The organism is Pseudoalteromonas sp. SS15, assembly GCF_049257195.1.
Classification (GTDB): domain Bacteria; phylum Pseudomonadota; class Gammaproteobacteria; order Enterobacterales; family Alteromonadaceae; genus Pseudoalteromonas.
On sequence record NZ_JBMMUD010000002.1, the window covers coordinates 325314 to 342875 of the forward strand.

A 17562-nucleotide genomic window follows, 5' to 3' on the forward strand; every position below is an offset into this window, starting at 1 on the left:
TTACTTTTCCTGCTCGATTCCTAATGTTTGTTTAAGCACGGCCAATTTATCGATATCACCCTCTTGCGCCGCGGCCTGTATTGCCCGTGTTGGTGCGTGAGTTAAACGATTTGTGAGCTTGTTAGCCAATTCAAGCAACACTTTTTCGGCTGATTTGCCTGATTGTAGCTGATTTACAGCCTTTTCTACTAATTCTGTTTTTACTTCTTGCGCCGAGTCTCGATACTGTCGAATAACATCAATCGACCCTTGTGAACGTTGCCACTTTGCAAATTCATGGGTTTTTTGCAGTATGATCTCTTGCGCTTGCTCTGCCGCCTGCTCACGGCTTGCCATGTTTTCGTTGACGATAGCTTGTAAGTCATCAACTGAGTAAAGGTAAGCCGCATCTAACTCGCCTACCTGGCTTTCAATATCTCGCGGTACCGCAATATCAACGAACAACATCGGCTTATAACGGCGTTGTTTGAGTGCTTGCTCAACCATACCTTTACCAATAATAGGTAATGTACTAGCCGTTGAACTGATGACAATATCAGCGTCATGCAGTTTTTCTGGCAATTGCGCCAATGAAATCACATCGGCTTCAACTTCTTCAGCTAAGTTTTTAGCGCGCTCAATTGTTCTATTCGCAACTGTGATGGCTTTTGGGTGCTGTTGATATAAGTGTCTGGCTACTAATTCAATGGTCTCACCTGCACCAATGAGCAGCACTTTGGTTTTATCTAGTTGACCGTAAATGTGCTTAGCCAGATTAACTGCCGCATAGGCAACAGATACAGCACTGGCACCAATATCAGTTTCGGTTCTTACTTGCTTGGCGACTGAAAAAGTTTTTTGAAATAAACGTTCAAAAGTGGGTAACACACAGTCGTGCTGCTTTGCACTATTGTAAGACTGTTTGATTTGACCAAGGATCTGCGGCTCGCCCAGTACTAAAGAATCTAAGCCACAAGCTACGCGCATTAAATGATTAATGGCGTCTTGGTTTTGATGAATGTAGACATTATCTTCAAGCTGTTCAGTGTCTATACAGTGAAAATCAGCTAACCATTTGAGAAGCGCTTGGGAATTGCTATGCTCAAGGCTACAATACAGCTCAGTTCGGTTACAGGTCGAGACAATCACGGTCTCTTTAAACTGCTCAGAGCTCGCCAATTGCGACAATGCGTTTGATAATTGCTCAGGTGAAAACGCCACTTTTTCGCGTAATTCAACTGATGCTGTTTTGTGATTAATACCAAGTGCGATAATGGTCATAGCTACCAATAAATTGCTCGAGCCCTGCTAGAAAGCCGAGAATTTTATCAAACATCCTGCGAATATGGAAAGGAAGGAACAACATTTGAAACAAATTCATTTGATTTTGCTCATGTTTTTTTTATTTATCAGTGGCTGTGCCCAACGAATAACAGAGCAAGATGCGCCACAGACAGATTGGCGGTCGCAATTAGAGGCACAAAAAAACTGGAAAGCCAGTGGTAAAGTCGCCTTTATTGCGCCCAATGATCGACAATCCGTTAACTTTAATTGGCAACTGAAAGAAAGTCGCCAACATCTAATTTTATCTAGCTTTATTGGCACACAATTACTCGAATTAGTCGAGCATGAAAATCACAGTGAAATGGCCTATCAGGATGAGCAATACATTGATCAAAGTAGCAGTGAATTGATTGCCCGCTTGAGTGGCTTTCAATTACCTTTTGAAAAAGCACCACTTTGGTTAACCGGTGCCATCCGTAGTGACAATAATCAATATGATCCGCAATCACGCCTTAAGTCTGCAAAGTGGACAGATGAACAAGGTAAAACATGGCTTATCGACTATCAAAGCTATCAAATGGTTGATGGCTTTTGGGTACCAAAACGAATTTCGCTTACCCAAGATAAATTAAGAATAAAAATTCAACTCAATTCATGGCAGTTTAATAATGAATAACTTGACTCTAACAGCACCAGCTAAACTTAATCTGTTTCTACATATCAATAATCAACGGGAAGACGGCTATCATGAATTAGAGAGCTTGTTTACCTTTTTAGATTTTGGTGACGAATTAGAGTTCAACTTAACGAATGACAACCAAATTAGTATTATTGGTGATACCAATAATATCAAAACCGAAGACAACCTAATCTTTAAAGCGGCTCAAGCCTTGTTGCCATACAAGCAAACAGAGCAAGGCGTATCGATTGGCTTAAAAAAATGTTTGCCCATGGGCGGTGGTGTTGGTGGTGGCTCATCCGATGCAGCAACGACTTTATTAGCGCTAAATTCATTGTGGCAATGTCACTTAGACCTAAACACCTTGGCAGAAATAGGCTTAACACTTGGTGCGGATGTACCTGTCTTCATCAATGGTAAAACCGCCATTGCACAAGGCGTTGGCGAAAAACTCAATGCAGTTGAGATTGAACATAAATGGTATTGTGTGGTGTTCCCCAACGTTCATATTAGTACGGCAAAAGTCTTCACTCATCCTGATTTACCTAGAAATACCCCTAAACTAACCAGTCAGTGGTTTATGGAAAATACCAGCAACGATTGTGAAGCTCTGGTTAAAAAGCTCTACCCCGAGGTTGAAAAGACCCTGCAGTGGTTGCTAAAATACGGCCCGTCAAGAATGACTGGGACGGGAGCGTGTTGTTTTGTCGAGCTAGACTCTGAACAAAACGCACGGCGTGTACTCTCTGAATTACCCAATGCTTGGCAAGGGTTTATCGCCCCAAGCCATGCTGTATCACTGGCCCATCGCCAGTTAGCGTCATGGCTTAAAGAGTAGAAGTAAAATTGTTTAAGTTAGCCTGTTTTGACAACGTCATTGCATGTTAGTCCAAAAAATTTCAGTGCCTGAGGAACCCTACCGTGCCTGACATGAAGCTCTTCGCTGGTAACGCAACGCCTGAGTTAGCTCAAAAAATTGCGAAACGTTTATTCATCGAGTTAGGTGATGCTGTTGTTGGTCGTTTTAGTGACGGCGAGATCAGTGTTCAAATCAATGAGAATGTACGTGGATCGGATGTTTTCATTATTCAATCAACCTGTGCCCCTACAAACGACAACTTAATGGAACTAATCGTGATGGTTGACGCTTTGCGTCGTGCATCAGCAGGTCGTATTACAGCTGTTATCCCTTACTTCGGTTATGCGCGTCAAGACCGTCGTGTTCGCTCAGCTCGTGTACCAATCACAGCTAAAGTAGTAGCAGACTTCCTTTCAAGCGTTGGTGTTGACCGCGTATTGACTGTAGACCTGCACGCAGAACAAATTCAAGGTTTCTTCGATGTGCCTGTAGACAACGTGTTTGGTAGCCCTGTACTACTTGACGACATGAAGTCTCGTGAATTTGATGATGTTGTAGTTGTATCTCCAGACATTGGTGGTGTTGTACGTGCTCGTGCAATTGCAAAACTACTGAACGATACTGACCTTGCTATCATCGACAAACGTCGTCCGAAAGCAAACGTATCTCAAGTTATGCACATCATTGGTGATGTAGAAGGCCGTGACTGTATCATCGTTGACGACATGATCGACACAGGTGGTACATTATGTAAAGCAGCAGAAGCACTTAAAGAGCATGGCGCTAAACGCGTATTTGCTTATGCAACGCACCCTGTACTTTCTGGTGCTGCGGCAGAAAACCTGCGCAACTCTGTTATTGATGAAGTTATCGTAACTGACTCAATCACGTTAAGTGATGAGCTTCGTTCAATCGATAAAATTAAAGTATTGACCCTTGCAGACATGCTGGCTGAAACAATTCGCCGCATCAGCAACGAAGAGTCAATCTCGGCAATGTTTACACACTAAACGACGCCTACTTTAACAAAAAGCACCTTCGGGTGCTTTTTTTGTTTAATTTACCATCCAGCGGTGGTATAGTAGCGCGCCTTTTTAAGGTAGAGGATTTGGTCGCGAGTCCTCTAATCATTAATTTAACTTTTATTTTGGAGACATCCATGTCTAACGAATTATACACTTTAGAAGCAGAAGTACGTGAAGTTTTAGGTACTGGTGCGAGCCGCCGCCTACGTCACGCTGATAAAGTACCAGCGATCCTTTACGGTGCTGGTAAAGATGCAGTTGCTTTAACGCTTGACCACAACAAAGTAATCAAAGCGCAAGAAGATGAAGGTTTCTACACTCACATCCTTACACTAAACATCGGTGGTGAGTCTGTTGAAGCGATCCTTAAAGACATCCAACGTCACCCGTTCAAGCCTAAAGTAACTCACTTAGACTTCCAACGTGTTGACGCTGCTCACAAGATCCACACTAAGGTTCCTGTACACTTCATCAACGAAGAAGCTGCTGCGAAAGGTGGTAACACTATCGCTCACCACGTAACTGAAATCGAAATCACTTGTTTACCAGCTCAACTTCCTGAGTTCGTAGAAGTAGACGTAGCTGCAATCGAAGTTGGTGCAACTGTTCACCTTTCTGACGTAGCTCTTCCAGCAGGTGTTGTTTCAGTAGAACTAGCTAAAGGTGCAGACCACGACCAAGCAGTTGTTACTGTAAACGCTCCTAAAGGCGCTGCTTCTGAAGAAGCTGAAGAAGCTGCAGAATAATTTCTAAGGTGTTAGCACCTTGAATACTATTCAAATGCTTGTGGGCCTGGCTAATCCAGGCCCCGAATATGCTCAAACCCGTCATAATGCCGGTGCGTGGTTCATCGAAGAACTGGCAAAACGCTACAATTGCATCCTCAAACCTGATTCAAAACATCACGGCCTTACTGGCAAAGTGATAATCAACAACCAAGAATTCAAACTGCTTATTCCTACAACTTATATGAACTTAAGTGGTAAAGCGGTATCAAGCCTTGCTAATTTTTATAAAATCCCAGCTGAAAATATTTTAGTTGCCCATGACGAAATGGACATGGAACCGGGGATCGCCAAAATCAAAAAAGGCGGTGGTCACGGTGGTCACAATGGCTTGAAAGACATTATCGCTAAAATGGGCAATAACAAAGAATTTATGCGTTTACGTGTTGGTATTGGTCACCCTGGTCACAGAGATAAAGTAACAGGCTGGGTTTTAGGTAAAGCACCTCAAGCCGACCAAGAAAAAATCGACGCTGTGGTTGATGAAGCTGTTCGCTGTATGGAAATTTTAGCAAAAGACGGTGTGTTAAAAGCACAAAACAGACTACATTCATTTAAGCCGTAAAATCGCTTACGGCAACAATTTGATTAACTGAAGGTTCAAAATTATGGGTTTTAAATGTGGCATTGTAGGTTTACCTAACGTTGGTAAATCAACCCTATTTAATGCATTAACTAAAGCGGGAATTGAAGCCGCAAACTTTCCGTTTTGTACAATCGAACCAAACACAGGCGTTGTTGCCGTGCCAGATCCGCGTTTAGACCAACTGGCTGAGATTGTTAATCCACAAAAAACAATCGCAACAACCATGGAGTTCGTTGATATTGCGGGTCTTGTAAAAGGCGCGTCAAAAGGTGAAGGTTTAGGTAACCAATTCCTTGCCAATATTCGTGAAACGGATGCCATTGGTCATGTTGTTCGTTGTTTCGAAGATGAAAACATTGTTCACGTATCTGGCAAAGTAAATCCGGCTGATGATATTGATGTTATCAACACTGAACTTGTTTTAGCAGACATGGAAGCTGCGGATCGCGCTGCTCAACGTAATGCTAAAAAAGCGAAAGGCGGCGATAAAGAAGCTAAATTCCAGAACGAAGTACTAGAAAAAGTGAAAGCGCATTTAGATGAAGGCTTAACACTGCGTTCTTTAGAGCTTAGTAAAGAAGAACTCGCTGCTATTAAGCCACTTAACTTCTTAACAATTAAGCCAACCATGTATATTGCGAATGTTACTGAAGATGGTTTTGAAAATAACCCATTCTTAGAGCAAGTTCGTGAGATAGCTGCAAACGAAGATGCGGTTGTGATCCCTGTATGTGCTGCAATTGAATCTGAACTTTCAGAGCTAGAAGAAGAAGATAAGTTAGAGTTTATGGCTGATCTTGGTCTTGAAGAACCAGGTCTTAACCTTGTTATCCGTGGTGGTTACGAGCTACTTAAATTACAAACTTACTTCACTGCTGGTGTAAAAGAAGTACGTGCATGGACTATCCCTGTGGGTGCAACAGCGCCACAAGCTGCTGGTAAGATCCACACAGACTTCGAACGTGGCTTTATTCGTGCGCAAACAATTGGTTTTGATGATTACATCGAATACAAAGGCGAAAGTGGTGCGAAAGACGCAGGTAAAATGCGTCAAGAAGGTAAAGAATACATCGTTAAAGATGGCGACGTGATGAACTTCCTGTTCAACGTTTAATCGCTTTAACTGAGTGTTTTGAAAAGGAGACTTGATGTCTCCTTTTTTATTTTCTAAAAACAGCTCACTTTTTATCTTTTTATGGTTCATATTCAGCCATTTCGCGCAATTAATCTGCAAAAGAACTTTAATGACAACTTTTTTGCAAAAAAGGTGTTGACGAGTTTGGAGCATATCAGCATAATACGCCCCGCACCAGCGATGGTGACACACTAAAAAGAGATGGCTATGTAGCTCAGCTGGTTAGAGCACATCACTCATAATGATGGGGTCCCCTGTTCAAATCAGGGCATAGCCACCATGCTTTTTAGAGTTGATTAGCAACTATAAAACTAACTACCTTGTAGTGCGGAAGTGGCGGAATTGGTAGACGCGCTGGATTTAGGTTCCAGTATCTTCGGATGTGAGAGTTCAAGTCTCTCCTTCCGCACCATGTTCTCGATTAGAACTAAAATAATCAACTACCTTAGTTGGAGTATCGCCTCGCCACGAAGTGGAAGCGGTAAGGGCAGAAGAGAGAGGTTTTGATCCCTCACTCATTTATTCCCCCAGATTCAAATCCTGGTTCAACAAAGATTTGAGGTTTTCGTTGGAGTATCGCCAAGCGGTAAGGCAGCGGGTTTTGATCCCGCCATTCCCAGGTTCAAATCCTGGTACTCCAGCCAAATGGCTATGTAGCTCAGCTGGTTAGAGCACATCACTCATAATGATGGGGTCCCCTGTTCAAATCAGGGCATAGCCACCATTTTCTTTTAAAGAAAATATGCGGAAGTGGCGGAATTGGTAGACGCGCTGGATTTAGGTTCCAGTATCTTCGGATGTGAGAGTTCAAGTCTCTCCTTCCGCACCATGTTCTCGATTGGAACTAAAACAATCAACTACCTCAGTTGGAGTATCGCCAAGCGGTAAGGCAGCGGGTTTTGATCCCGCCATTCCCAGGTTCAAATCCTGGTACTCCAGCCATCTCTTTTGAGATAAAAATGCGGAAGTGGCGGAATTGGTAGACGCGCTGGATTTAGGTTCCAGTATCTTCGGATGTGAGAGTTCAAGTCTCTCCTTCCGCACCATGTTCTTAAAGTTTGAACTGAAAAAGCTTTTACTACCTTTAGTTGGAGTATCGCCTCGCCACGAAGTGGAAGCGGTAAGGACAGAAGAGAGAGGTTTTGATCCCTCACTCATTCATCCCCAGATTCAAATCCTGGTTCAGCAAAGATTTGAGATTTATTTCTGTTGGAGTATCGCCAAGCGGTAAGGCAGCGGGTTTTGATCCCGCCATTCCCAGGTTCAAATCCTGGTACTCCAGCCATCTCTTTTGAGATAGAAATGCGGAAGTGGCGGAATTGGTAGACGCGCTGGATTTAGGTTCCAGTATCTTCGGATGTGAGAGTTCAAGTCTCTCCTTCCGCACCATGTTCTTGTAAGTTAGAACGAAAATAACTTATCTTATCCTTGATGTTGGAGTATCGCCAAGCGGTAAGGACAGAAGAGAGAGGTTTTGATCCCTCACTCATTCATCCCCAGATTTAAGTCCTGAGACCAGCAGAAAGTTAAAATTTTGTTGGAGTATCGCCAAGCGGTAAGGCAGCGGGTTTTGATCCCGCCATTCCCAGGTTCAAATCCTGGTACTCCAGCCAATCTCTTACGAGATAAAAACATTGCGGAAGTGGCGGAATTGGTAGACGCGCTGGATTTAGGTTCCAGTATCTTCGGATGTGAGAGTTCAAGTCTCTCCTTCCGCACCATGTTTTCAAAATCATCTAATTATCCCTACCCTATAAATAAATCATTAATAATTTACAAATCTAAGTTTTATATCCTTTTTTCTTGCATACTTTTTCTCGCATAAAAAAAGCGAACCTAAGTCCGCTTTAAGCTAAATATTTTCTCTTCTTTAAAAGTCACCACCCATCGCATGCTTTAACACTTGCTTCTTCAGCAAACCCGCATTGTCAGCAACTTTAAGTGCTAAATTGCGCAGATGCTTTAATGCTTTAATATCATTCGAGAAACCAAAATAGCATGCATCCATCATACTCATCATTGCCAAGTTATCTAAACGACGTTTTTTCTCATATTTATGCAAAGCTAAAGGGCAGCCGAAATCGTCTGTCGATTCTAATGCTTCGGCTAGCGCAGCGACGTCTTTAAAGCCTAGGTTAACTCCCTGTCCTGCCAATGGGTTGATCGTATGAGCTGCATCTCCCACAAGTACAACTCTACCTTGTGAATAAGTATTGGCATGTTGCCTAGCAAGCGGAAACACCGCTTTTTCTTCAACAGTAAAATCGCCTGGCAATGCAAAGAAGTTTGACTGAATTTCAGCTTTTAATTGTTCATTTGATAGTTGCTTCAATCGAGTAAGCTCTGCGCTATCGTGATACCAAATTAGGTTCGCGTAAGGTGCTTGCATAGGCAGAAACGCAATTGGGCCTGTTTGTTTAAATTGCTGCCATGTTTTTGTTTGCTGCGGAGCATCAATTTTGATTAGTACACCCATACAACTTTGTTGATATTGCCAGCCTGTAACACCTATTCCAACTAAATGTCTTACCTGTGAGCGACCACCATCAGCGGCAACAAGTAAATCGGCGGTATAACTTTTGTTTTTGTAGTGCAGTGTAACGGTATCATCAGCTTGCTCTATGCTCACTGGTAAACCATCAACTTGCTCAACTTGTATTTGCCATTGCTCAAATTGCGCCCATAAACTGGCTTGCGTTAAGCTGTTTTCGATAAGATGGCCAAGGTGACTCGTGCCAACTTCTTCACTATCAAATAACAATGAGTTTTGTGCTGACTCATAGGCTTCTAGTTGGGTATAAGGGGCAATTCTAGCTTCTCTGAGTAAAGACATAGCGCCTAAGTCATCAAGTAAAGCTTCTGAAAAGCGGTTGATGGCTGAGATTCGAATATCAATTTTTTCACTCGCAAGCACAGCATGAGGGTCGATACACTGTTGCTCTAAAACTGTTACCGATGCGCCCTGTTTTGCTAGCTTAATTGCTGTAGCCGCACCGACCATGCCGCCACCGACTATAACCACCTTGTTTTTCATCTATTTTGCCTCTTAAAAACAATGTCGACATTGTACCGCAAGCCACGCTAATTTGTCTGACTGTAATGCGCAAAATACGTTTCAATTTGATCACGCTTTGCAAAGTTAAAAACTATACTTGGCTAGATGTGCTTGGTCATATAAAATACGCGTCCTTTAAGTTGTGCGTATACTTTTTAGGTCTAAGCAAGTGGCCTAAATCAGAGTCCGAATTGAAAACGAGGCAATATTTCAATGAGTAAAAAATTGCATATTAAAACCTGGGGTTGTCAGATGAACGAGTACGACTCGCAGAAGATGGCTGACCTGTTAGATGCAACCAATGGTTATGAAGTAACCGAAGAAGCTGAACAAGCCGATGTTATCTTACTCAACACCTGTTCAATTCGTGAAAAAGCACAAGAAAAAGTGTTCCATCAACTGGGTCGCTGGAAGTTATTAAAAGATGACAACCCAGATCTAGTTATTGGTGTGGGTGGTTGTGTAGCTTCACAAGAGGGCGACACTATTCGTCAACGCGCACCGTTTGTTGATATCGTATTCGGCCCGCAAACATTGCACCGTTTACCTGAGATGATCAAGCAAGTACAAAGTAAGCAAGGTGCAGTTGTTGATATTTCATTCCCTGAAATTGAAAAGTTTGACCGTCTTCCTGAGCCTAAAGCAGAAGGCCCTACGGCATTCGTTTCTATTATGGAAGGCTGTTCTAAATACTGTACTTTCTGTGTTGTACCTTACACGCGTGGTGAAGAAGTAAGCCGTCCGTTAGATGACGTATTACTAGAAGTTGCACAACTTGCTGAGCAAGGTGTACGTGAAGTTAACCTACTTGGCCAAAACGTAAATGCATTCCGCGGTGAAATGCACGATGGTGAAATCTGCTACTTCTCAGATCTACTACGTTACGTTGCTGCCATTGATGGTATTGACCGTATTCGATACACAACGTCTCACCCAGTTGAATTCACGCCTGACATCATTGAAGCTTATGCTGATGTGCCTGAGCTGGTAGATCACTTACACTTACCGGTACAAAGTGGCTCTGACCGAGTTCTAAACCTTATGAAACGTGGCCATACAGCGTTAGAGTACAAGTCAACCATTCGTAAGCTACGTAAGATCCGCCCTAACCTGTCAATGTCTTCTGACTTCATCATTGGTTTCCCGGGTGAAACAAACGCTGACTTTGAAGCAACAATGAATCTGATCAATGACATTGGTTTTGATATGAGCTTCAGCTTTATCTATTCAGCGCGCCCAGGCACGCCTGCGGCAGATTTGCCTGATGATGTTTCTGAACAAGAGAAGAAAGAGCGTCTATACATTCTTCAAAACCGTATCAACCAGATGTCTCAAGACATCAGTCGTAAGATGTTTGATACTGAGCAACGTATTTTGGTTGAAGGTCCATCGAAGAAAAACCCAATGGAACTGCGCGGTCGTACCGAAAACAACCGTGTTGTGAACTTTGAAGGTCCTCATTCAGTGATCGGTCAGTTCGTTGATGTACGTATTACCGAAGCTTTACCTAACTCTTTACGTGGTGAGCTAATTCGTACAGAATCAGAAATGAATTTAAGGAAAGATGTTGCACCTGCCGATATTTTAAATCGTGCGCCGTCGGAACCCGAAGCCGATGAGTTAGGTGTTGCAACCTTTACACCTTAGTTAAATACAGATTGCGCCAGCACTTTTGCTGGCGCGGTTGTTACAGGAAGCAATTTTGAGCAGTCAACTAAAGAATATTGAGTTTTATTTAGAGCCCGCCGACAACGTTCGCCTTTCATCACTTTGCGGCCCTTTTGACGAGAATTTAAAACAAATAGAACGTCGCCTTGGGGTCGAAATCACACACAGAGACAACTGGTTTAAAGTGACTGGACAACCTGTTCAAGCTAAAGCCGCTACCGATATCTTAAAAGGTTTATACATTGATACTCAGCCTGTTCGTGGCGAAGTAAATGAAATTGAACCTGATAACGTACACTTAGCGATCACTGAAGCAAATTGTCTTGAGCAAGATGCACCGAGTGTATGGAATGAAGAAGTTTATATTAAAACCCGTCGTGGTGTGATTAAGCCTCGCAATCCGAATCAGAGTCAGTATGTGGCTAATATTCTTCGTCATGATATCAGTTTTGGTATTGGTCCTGCAGGTACTGGTAAAACCTACCTTGCAGTTGCCGCTGCTGTTGATGCACTAGAACGCCAAGAAATTCGCCGCATCTTATTAACTCGCCCTGCGGTTGAAGCAGGTGAAAAACTTGGTTTCTTACCAGGCGATTTAACACAGAAAATCGACCCATACCTGCGTCCACTCTATGACGCATTATTTGAAATGCTTGGCTTTGAAAAAGTTGAACGCTTAATTGAAAAAAATGTCATAGAAGTTGCGCCGCTTGCCTATATGCGTGGTCGAACGCTTAATGATGCCTTTATCATTCTGGATGAGAGCCAAAATACCACCACAGAACAAATGAAAATGTTCTTAACGCGTATCGGCTTTAATTCAAAAGCGGTGATCACCGGTGACATTACGCAAGTTGATTTACCTCGTGGTGCGCGCTCTGGTCTTCGTCATGCCATTGAAGTACTGAGTGATGTCGATGAGATTTCATTTAATTTCTTCAAGTCACATGATGTTGTTCGTCACCCGGTTGTGGCACGTATTGTTGAAGCATACGAGAAGAAAGAAGAATCTGAGCGAAAAGAAAAGGCCGAAAAAGAACGCCTTCGCAAAGAAGCGAAAGCGAACCAAGCTGAGTAACAGACATGAGCGTTGAATTAGATTTACAAATTGCCTGTGAATTTGAAGATTTACCTTCACATGAACAGTTTGAATTATGGGCTGACAAAGCACTATCTGCGTATCGTGAACATGCAGAGTTAACGATACGTATTGCTGATGAAGCTGAAAGCCAAGAGCTTAATAGTCAGTATCGTGGCAAAGACAAGCCGACTAACGTGCTATCTTTTCCATTTGATGCGCCACCAGGCATCGAACTCCCTCTTGTTGGCGACTTAATTATTTGCCCACAAGTTGTGAAAGCAGAGTCTATAGAGCAAGAAAAAAGCTTTCATGAGCACTTTGCTCATATGACAATTCATGGCTGCTTGCATTTACTTGGATTTGACCATATAAATGAACAAGACGCCATTGAGATGGAAGGCATCGAAAAAACATTATTAGCCGAATTGGGCATAGACGATCCATATCGTGATGATGCTTACTAAGTTCGACTAACAGAATTTTATTTAATTGGAGATATAAAAAGAAATGAGCGACGATAACTCGCAAAGTAGTCAGGGTTCTGCTGGCAAAAGCTGGCTAGGACGCATTACCCAGATGCTGCAAGGAGAACCCCAAAATAAAGAAGAGCTGGTTGAAGTCATCGCTGATGCGCAAGAGCGTGCACTCATCGACCCTGAGACCAAAGACATGATGGAAGGCGTACTAAGCGTCTCTGAACTTAAAGTTCGCGATATCATGATCCCTCGCTCTCAAATGATTACTTTAGATGTAGATGAGTCTCTAGAGCATCAACTACCGATTATGGTTGAATCATCACACTCTCGCTTTCCAGTGATCTGTGAAGACAAAGACCATGTTGAAGGTATTTTACTGGCTAAAGACTTACTGCCGCTGATTTTAGATAAATCTGATGCCCTACCGGCATTAAGAGAATATCTTCGTCCTGCTATTGTGGTACCAGAAAGTAAGCGTGTTGACACCTTGCTAAATGAATTCCGCCAAAAGCGTTACCATATGGCGATTGTTATCGATGAGTATGGCGGCGTATCAGGTTTGGTAACAATCGAAGACATTTTAGAAACCATCGTTGGCGAAATCGAAGACGAGCATGATGACGATGAAGATCATGACGATATTCGTCAGTTGTCAAAGCATGTCTTTACCGTGCAAGCGTTAACGCCTCTTGATGAATTTAATTCGTTTTTTAATACTGATTACGATACACAAGAAGCCGATACCATTGGTGGTATTATTCTTCATGCCTTTGGTCACATGCCGAGTCGTGGTGAAACAATCGACATCGAACCGCTACAGTTTAAAGTAACAAACTCTGATAATCGTCGTATTATTCAACTTCAAGTAACAGTACCAAAGACTGAAACTACCGAAGATCACGTTGAGTAAGCTTTTTTCCCTCTTTTCTAACAAACATGCTTGGCTTGCATTTTTTGCTGGCCTTGCCATGACTTTTAGCTATGCGCCATTTAGCCTATGGCCCATTGCTATTTTTGCACTCGTTGCCGCTTGTTATGTAACAGATAAACAGTCTGCCCGAAGCGCAGCTAAATATGGCTTTGCTTTTGGTTTTGGCTGGTTCGCACTCGGCATAAGCTGGGTGCATGTCTCTATAGCTCAGTTCGGTGGATTACCTTTACCAGTTTCTTTGTTACTGATGGGTTTACTCTGTGCCTATTTAGCAATTTACCCTACGCTGGCCTTTGCATTTGCAGCACGATTCAGCCAAAACGCGTGGCAAAGGATCGCATTGTTAATAGTCGGCTTTGCCATTGCAGAGTTTCTACGTGGCAAGTTATTAACTGGCTTTCCATGGCTCAGTTTTGGTTATGCGTTTACTGATTCCCCCCTTAATATCTTTGCGCCGTTAATTGGCGAGTTTGGCTTAACTTTATTGGCTGTGTTTCTTGCTAGTAGCATTTATTACAGCATTAAAGCAAAACAGGTCTCTTTTTCGCTTTCAGCAATTGTTACTCTGATCTGTTTATATCTTATTAGTAGCTTTACTGTTTCTACTTCGCACTCTGATAAGCGAATTTCAACTTTGCTTGTACAAGGCAACATCCAACAGAGTTTGCGCTGGGAACCCGAACAGTTTTGGCCAACCATGTCAAAATACCGTGATATGACTCGGATTGAATGGAGTGAGACAGACCTAGTCGTCTGGCCTGAAGCAGCTATTCCGGAAATAGAAGATATGGCAGCACCATTTTTAGAAGGGCTAGATAAAGCTGCCGCTTTTAACAATACCGCAGTCATCACGGGGATCCCTGATTACCAGTTTGATACCAAAGCGGTCTACAACACGCTTATTGTTTTAGGTAAGAAATACCCAGACTCGAGTGAAGGCCACTACAACTACTTACATTCAAATAGGTACCAAAAACATCAACTTCTGCCTATTGGTGAATTTGTGCCATTTGAAGATATTCTCAGACCGTTAGCCCCTTTGTTTAACCTTGCCATGTCTTCTTTTTCTCGAGGTGAGCGCGTGCAAAACAACCTCATTGCTAATGGCTTACATATTCTGCCTGCTATTTGCTACGAAATCGTATTTAGCAATTTGGTTAGAGATAACTTCACAGAGCAATCTGATATTCTCTTTACTGTCAGTAATGACGCTTGGTTTGGCGACTCTCACGGCCCTCATCAGCATATGCAAATTGCTAGAATGCGCGCCCTAGAACTGCAAAGACCACTTGTTCGCGTGACCAATAACGGTATTACGGGCGTCTATGACCCCATCTCTCAAACTGAGCAAACAATACCGCAATTTGAAGCGGCAGTTCTCAAAACTGACTTAAAGCTAATTAAAGGATTGAGTCCTTTTAGTAAATATGGTCATTTGCCTATCTGGGTTTTGATCGGACTTTTATCTATTTGTGTCTTTTTACCACGTTTGAAAACAAGCATAGCAAACAAACTTGAAAGGAATTTTTTCTAAAGTACATCATATAATTCCTCAAAATAGATCCGCTTAATTAAGAGGGTTAGTACCACATAATAAAGGCGGCTAATAAGCCGCCTTTGAGTTAGGGCTTTGCAAGAGCTTTAAAGCTTTAATCTCACACCAAGCTTGTTTAAGCCAGTCACAGCAAACATCATCATTACTGCAAACCCTAGACTCCATACAATCCCCATTACGCCACTACTCATAAACTCAGGTCTTGCTGGAATTGATAGTAGCTGTAAGGCTGCAATTAAAATATAGGGCAAGATATAAATTAATAATGGGTTATTTGCCGCTGGTTCAAATACCTTGCACCAATCAGTCTGTGCCTTTAACTCAACGATATAATAAATAGCACCAAAGATCAGTGCACAGAAGAAGATACTCATGAATGCCCAACTTGGCGTTGCCCATATCTTAGAGACCGGCCAATGCCACCAGCTCAACAAGGTAAGTGCGCCACTTACAAAGACAAAAGCAAAATAGTTGAACCACTTTTTGTCAGTTAATTTAGCGTGATAAAAAATTAAGCTCATCACCACACCTGCTAACACTATCGTCGCATGGGTATGGTTTCGGTTATCTTCGACAAGTCGGTCAAGAACACCGTTAATACCGCTTAAGTGTTCTATAACAAAATATAACGCGACAAATGCAAGACTGGCTGCAATTAATTTAATGACATCTTGTTTAGTAAATAAATAAACTGCCACACTAAAAATAAACGCCCAGCCGATTAAACCTAGGATCCCCCACCACTGAGGTGTCATACCACCGTAAGGGCCTTCATAAATATACGCCAGCACAATAAGGCCAAGTATGCCTAAATATTTACAGCCTTTGACTAATACACTTGAAAGGTGCTTTGGATAGTGACTCCATATGAGTAGTACACTGGCATACATCAACAAAGTCCAAAGCGGCATAGATATCAGCATTTTGCTTTCGTCATAACCATATATGGTGTTCACCATAAACAAGCCGATTACAATTAATCCAAGCGCTCTGAAGGCTGCATCAATCAATAAACGTTTTGAGCTCGCCCCTTTTGCAGCTTTTGCTTGTGTTGAAAATGGAATAGACATACCCACAATAAATAAAAAAGCTGGGAATACTAGGTCTACAAAAGTCATGGCGTTCGCATCGGCAGGCATATGCGTCATCCAAGAAGGAATATTTTTAATTGCGGCAAGTTCGTTCACAAATACCATGGTAAGGATCGTCAAACCACGGAAAACATCAATAGCCAGAATGCGACGGTTAGGTAAGCTGTGCTCGGTCATTTATTTCTCTCTTATCAATAGCCGCTCAAAGCTACCTAAAGCAAAACAAAGCTGCAATTAAACACTACAAATCGCAAATAAAATAAGCCGAAAATGATGAATTGTTTGATAAATTAGTTGAAGGCTTTTCAAGTACCTATGGAGAGTAAATGACATACTGACGGAAAACTTAATCAATAAGTTCTTGAGTAGAGTACTAAGATAGAATAAGGCTCAATGAATACAGATAAATCTCATTTTATTGTGACGAAAAATGAGATTTATCTTTTAATTCAGTCACTACGCTGTGAGTATACATGATAGATTTTCATTCAGTTATATTTGAGTTAAGCCAGAAAAATATAACTGATCATGACGATAACTGAGACCGCCATAAAACGCGTATCAAAATCACGCATTCTTTTAGTTAATAACTGCAAGCGCTTGTCCTGAGCTTTGCTTAACTCTCCAAATTTCAAGGACTCTTCAAGGGCAATCACAAACAAGTTATTGACTCCTATTTTCATTTTGTCTTTTGATAATCTGGCCAAGATGTCAGGGTAGGTTTCGCCAACATATGCTTTTATTTCATTGACATGCTTAGCTCTGAAATAAACAAAAAGTACCATTAATGCAGTGATAACAAGACCCATATACATATTCTCTCCTTATATTATGTATAAAAAAGGAGGCATAGCCTCCTTTCATGTTTCTAAACTTATACTAACGTTATGACTCTATTTTTAAAAGCTCAACTTCAAAAATCAACAATGAGCCTGCTGGTATCTTTCCGGCTGCACGGTCCCCATAACCTAAATCAGGACTGATATAAAACTTGAACTTACTGCCTTCAGTCATTAGTTGTACACCTTCAGTCCAACCTGGAATAACCTGGTTTAAACCAAAGCTGATCGGGCTATTTCGCTCTACTGAGCTATCAAACACGGTGCCATCAGCAAGTGTGCCATGGTAATGTACTTTTACTTTACTGGTGGCAGAAGGTTTTGCATCACCCTCACCCTGCGTAAGCACTTCGTACTGTAAGCCAGAATCAGTTGTTACCACAGTGTCTTTCTTTGCATTTTCTGCCAAAAACTCAGCCGCTTTAATGCGGTTCTCTCCTGCAGCCGCTTTGTTCTTTTGCGACGCACGAGAAAATAGTGCCACCAAAATCACGATGACAATCACTAAAATTACATTGGTTGTAGACACGCTAC

16 protein-coding genes and 11 tRNA genes are annotated in these 17562 nt (G+C 42.1%); 22 read left to right on the forward strand and 5 right to left on the reverse strand.

Annotated features, from left to right (window positions below; translation table 11 throughout):
• On the reverse strand, positions 1-1260 hold the full coding sequence (hemA, locus tag AAEU28_RS05700; RefSeq protein WP_058030805.1) for a glutamyl-tRNA reductase: 1260 nt from the start codon (positions 1258-1260) through the stop codon (positions 1-3).
• 85 nt (positions 1261-1345) lie between these two features.
• Between hemA and lolB the strand changes: the two genes are divergently transcribed.
• From lolB to AAEU28_RS05785, 17 genes are all read left to right on the forward strand, one after another.
• Positions 1346-1939, forward strand: coding sequence for a lipoprotein insertase outer membrane protein LolB (gene lolB / locus AAEU28_RS05705; RefSeq protein ID WP_421963299.1), 594 nt, complete (start codon positions 1346-1348; stop codon positions 1937-1939).
• Positions 1932-2780 (forward strand): 4-(cytidine 5'-diphospho)-2-C-methyl-D-erythritol kinase, encoded by an 849-nt coding sequence (gene ispE, locus AAEU28_RS05710; RefSeq protein WP_421963300.1) that lies wholly within the window; start codon positions 1932-1934, stop codon positions 2778-2780. Before lolB ends, ispE begins: the two co-directional genes overlap by 8 nt.
• Before the next feature lie 83 nt (positions 2781-2863).
• A complete protein-coding gene (locus AAEU28_RS05715; protein WP_058030808.1) occupies positions 2864-3811 on the forward strand; it encodes a ribose-phosphate pyrophosphokinase in 948 nt (315 codons plus the stop codon).
• Between the two features lie 149 nt (positions 3812-3960).
• Entirely contained in the window at positions 3961-4572 is a 612-nt protein-coding gene (locus tag AAEU28_RS05720) for a 50S ribosomal protein L25/general stress protein Ctc (RefSeq protein ID WP_058030809.1), read from the forward strand.
• A 19-nt stretch (positions 4573-4591) separates the two neighbouring features.
• The gene (gene pth / locus AAEU28_RS05725) at positions 4592-5176 is read left to right on the forward strand and encodes an aminoacyl-tRNA hydrolase (protein ID WP_058030810.1); all 585 of its coding nucleotides are present in this window, start codon (positions 4592-4594) and stop codon (positions 5174-5176) included.
• Positions 5177-5219: 43 nt separating this feature from the next.
• Complete coding sequence (ychF, locus tag AAEU28_RS05730) at positions 5220-6311, forward strand: redox-regulated ATPase YchF (RefSeq protein WP_421963301.1); 1092 nt, start codon at positions 5220-5222, stop codon at positions 6309-6311.
• Between the two features lie 224 nt (positions 6312-6535).
• Positions 6536-6612, forward strand: a tRNA-Met gene (locus tag AAEU28_RS05735).
• A 47-nt stretch (positions 6613-6659) separates the two neighbouring features.
• Positions 6660-6744, forward strand: a tRNA-Leu gene (locus tag AAEU28_RS05740).
• 157 nt (positions 6745-6901) lie between these two features.
• A tRNA-Gln gene (locus AAEU28_RS05745) sits at positions 6902-6976 on the forward strand.
• 3 nt (positions 6977-6979) lie between these two features.
• Positions 6980-7056 (forward strand) — tRNA-Met (locus AAEU28_RS05750).
• A gap of 20 nt (positions 7057-7076) precedes the next feature.
• Positions 7077-7161: transfer RNA gene (locus tag AAEU28_RS05755), tRNA-Leu, on the forward strand.
• Between the two features lie 38 nt (positions 7162-7199).
• Positions 7200-7274: transfer RNA gene (locus AAEU28_RS05760), tRNA-Gln, on the forward strand.
• 19 nt (positions 7275-7293) lie between these two features.
• Positions 7294-7378: transfer RNA gene (locus AAEU28_RS05765), tRNA-Leu, on the forward strand.
• A 164-nt stretch (positions 7379-7542) separates the two neighbouring features.
• Positions 7543-7617, forward strand: a tRNA-Gln gene (locus AAEU28_RS05770).
• A gap of 19 nt (positions 7618-7636) precedes the next feature.
• A tRNA-Leu gene (locus AAEU28_RS05775) sits at positions 7637-7721 on the forward strand.
• 149 nt (positions 7722-7870) lie between these two features.
• Positions 7871-7945: transfer RNA gene (locus AAEU28_RS05780), tRNA-Gln, on the forward strand.
• A 23-nt stretch (positions 7946-7968) separates the two neighbouring features.
• Positions 7969-8053 (forward strand) — tRNA-Leu (locus AAEU28_RS05785).
• Positions 8054-8202: 149 nt separating this feature from the next.
• Here the strand turns inward: AAEU28_RS05785 and AAEU28_RS05790 are convergent.
• Entirely contained in the window at positions 8203-9366 is a 1164-nt protein-coding gene (locus tag AAEU28_RS05790) for an FAD-dependent oxidoreductase (protein WP_421963302.1), read from the reverse strand.
• 234 nt (positions 9367-9600) lie between these two features.
• On the opposite strand from AAEU28_RS05790, the gene miaB reads away from it, so the two are divergent.
• The 5 genes from miaB to lnt are packed head-to-tail and all read left to right on the forward strand — an operon-like array spanning position 9601 to position 15077.
• Positions 9601-11034: a tRNA (N6-isopentenyl adenosine(37)-C2)-methylthiotransferase MiaB gene (gene miaB / locus AAEU28_RS05795; RefSeq protein ID WP_138480342.1), complete on the forward strand. Its 1434-nt coding sequence runs from the start codon at positions 9601-9603 to the stop codon at positions 11032-11034.
• Between the two features lie 55 nt (positions 11035-11089).
• The gene (locus AAEU28_RS05800; protein WP_421963303.1) at positions 11090-12133 is read left to right on the forward strand and encodes a PhoH family protein; all 1044 of its coding nucleotides are present in this window, start codon (positions 11090-11092) and stop codon (positions 12131-12133) included.
• Between the two features lie 5 nt (positions 12134-12138).
• On the forward strand, positions 12139-12600 hold the full coding sequence (ybeY, locus tag AAEU28_RS05805) for an rRNA maturation RNase YbeY (protein WP_138480338.1): 462 nt from the start codon (positions 12139-12141) through the stop codon (positions 12598-12600).
• A 43-nt stretch (positions 12601-12643) separates the two neighbouring features.
• Positions 12644-13522, forward strand: coding sequence for a CNNM family magnesium/cobalt transport protein CorC (gene corC / locus AAEU28_RS05810; RefSeq protein ID WP_390441926.1), 879 nt, complete (start codon positions 12644-12646; stop codon positions 13520-13522).
• Positions 13523-13580: 58 nt separating this feature from the next.
• The gene (lnt, locus tag AAEU28_RS05815; protein WP_421963304.1) at positions 13581-15077 is read left to right on the forward strand and encodes an apolipoprotein N-acyltransferase; all 1497 of its coding nucleotides are present in this window, start codon (positions 13581-13583) and stop codon (positions 15075-15077) included.
• A gap of 107 nt (positions 15078-15184) precedes the next feature.
• Here lnt and AAEU28_RS05820 read toward each other — a convergent pair whose 3' ends face one another.
• From AAEU28_RS05820 to AAEU28_RS05830, 3 genes are all read right to left on the reverse strand, one after another.
• Entirely contained in the window at positions 15185-16366 is a 1182-nt protein-coding gene (locus tag AAEU28_RS05820) for a heparan-alpha-glucosaminide N-acetyltransferase domain-containing protein (protein ID WP_421963305.1), read from the reverse strand.
• Positions 16367-16692: 326 nt separating this feature from the next.
• The gene (locus AAEU28_RS05825; RefSeq protein WP_421963306.1) at positions 16693-17004 is read right to left on the reverse strand and encodes a hypothetical protein; all 312 of its coding nucleotides are present in this window, start codon (positions 17002-17004) and stop codon (positions 16693-16695) included.
• 70 nt (positions 17005-17074) lie between these two features.
• Positions 17075-17557 carry an FKBP-type peptidyl-prolyl cis-trans isomerase gene (locus tag AAEU28_RS05830; protein ID WP_421963307.1) on the reverse strand — a complete coding sequence of 161 codons (483 nt, stop codon included), beginning with the start codon at positions 17555-17557 and terminating at the stop codon, positions 17075-17077.
• Positions 17558-17562 lie beyond the last annotated feature (5 nt).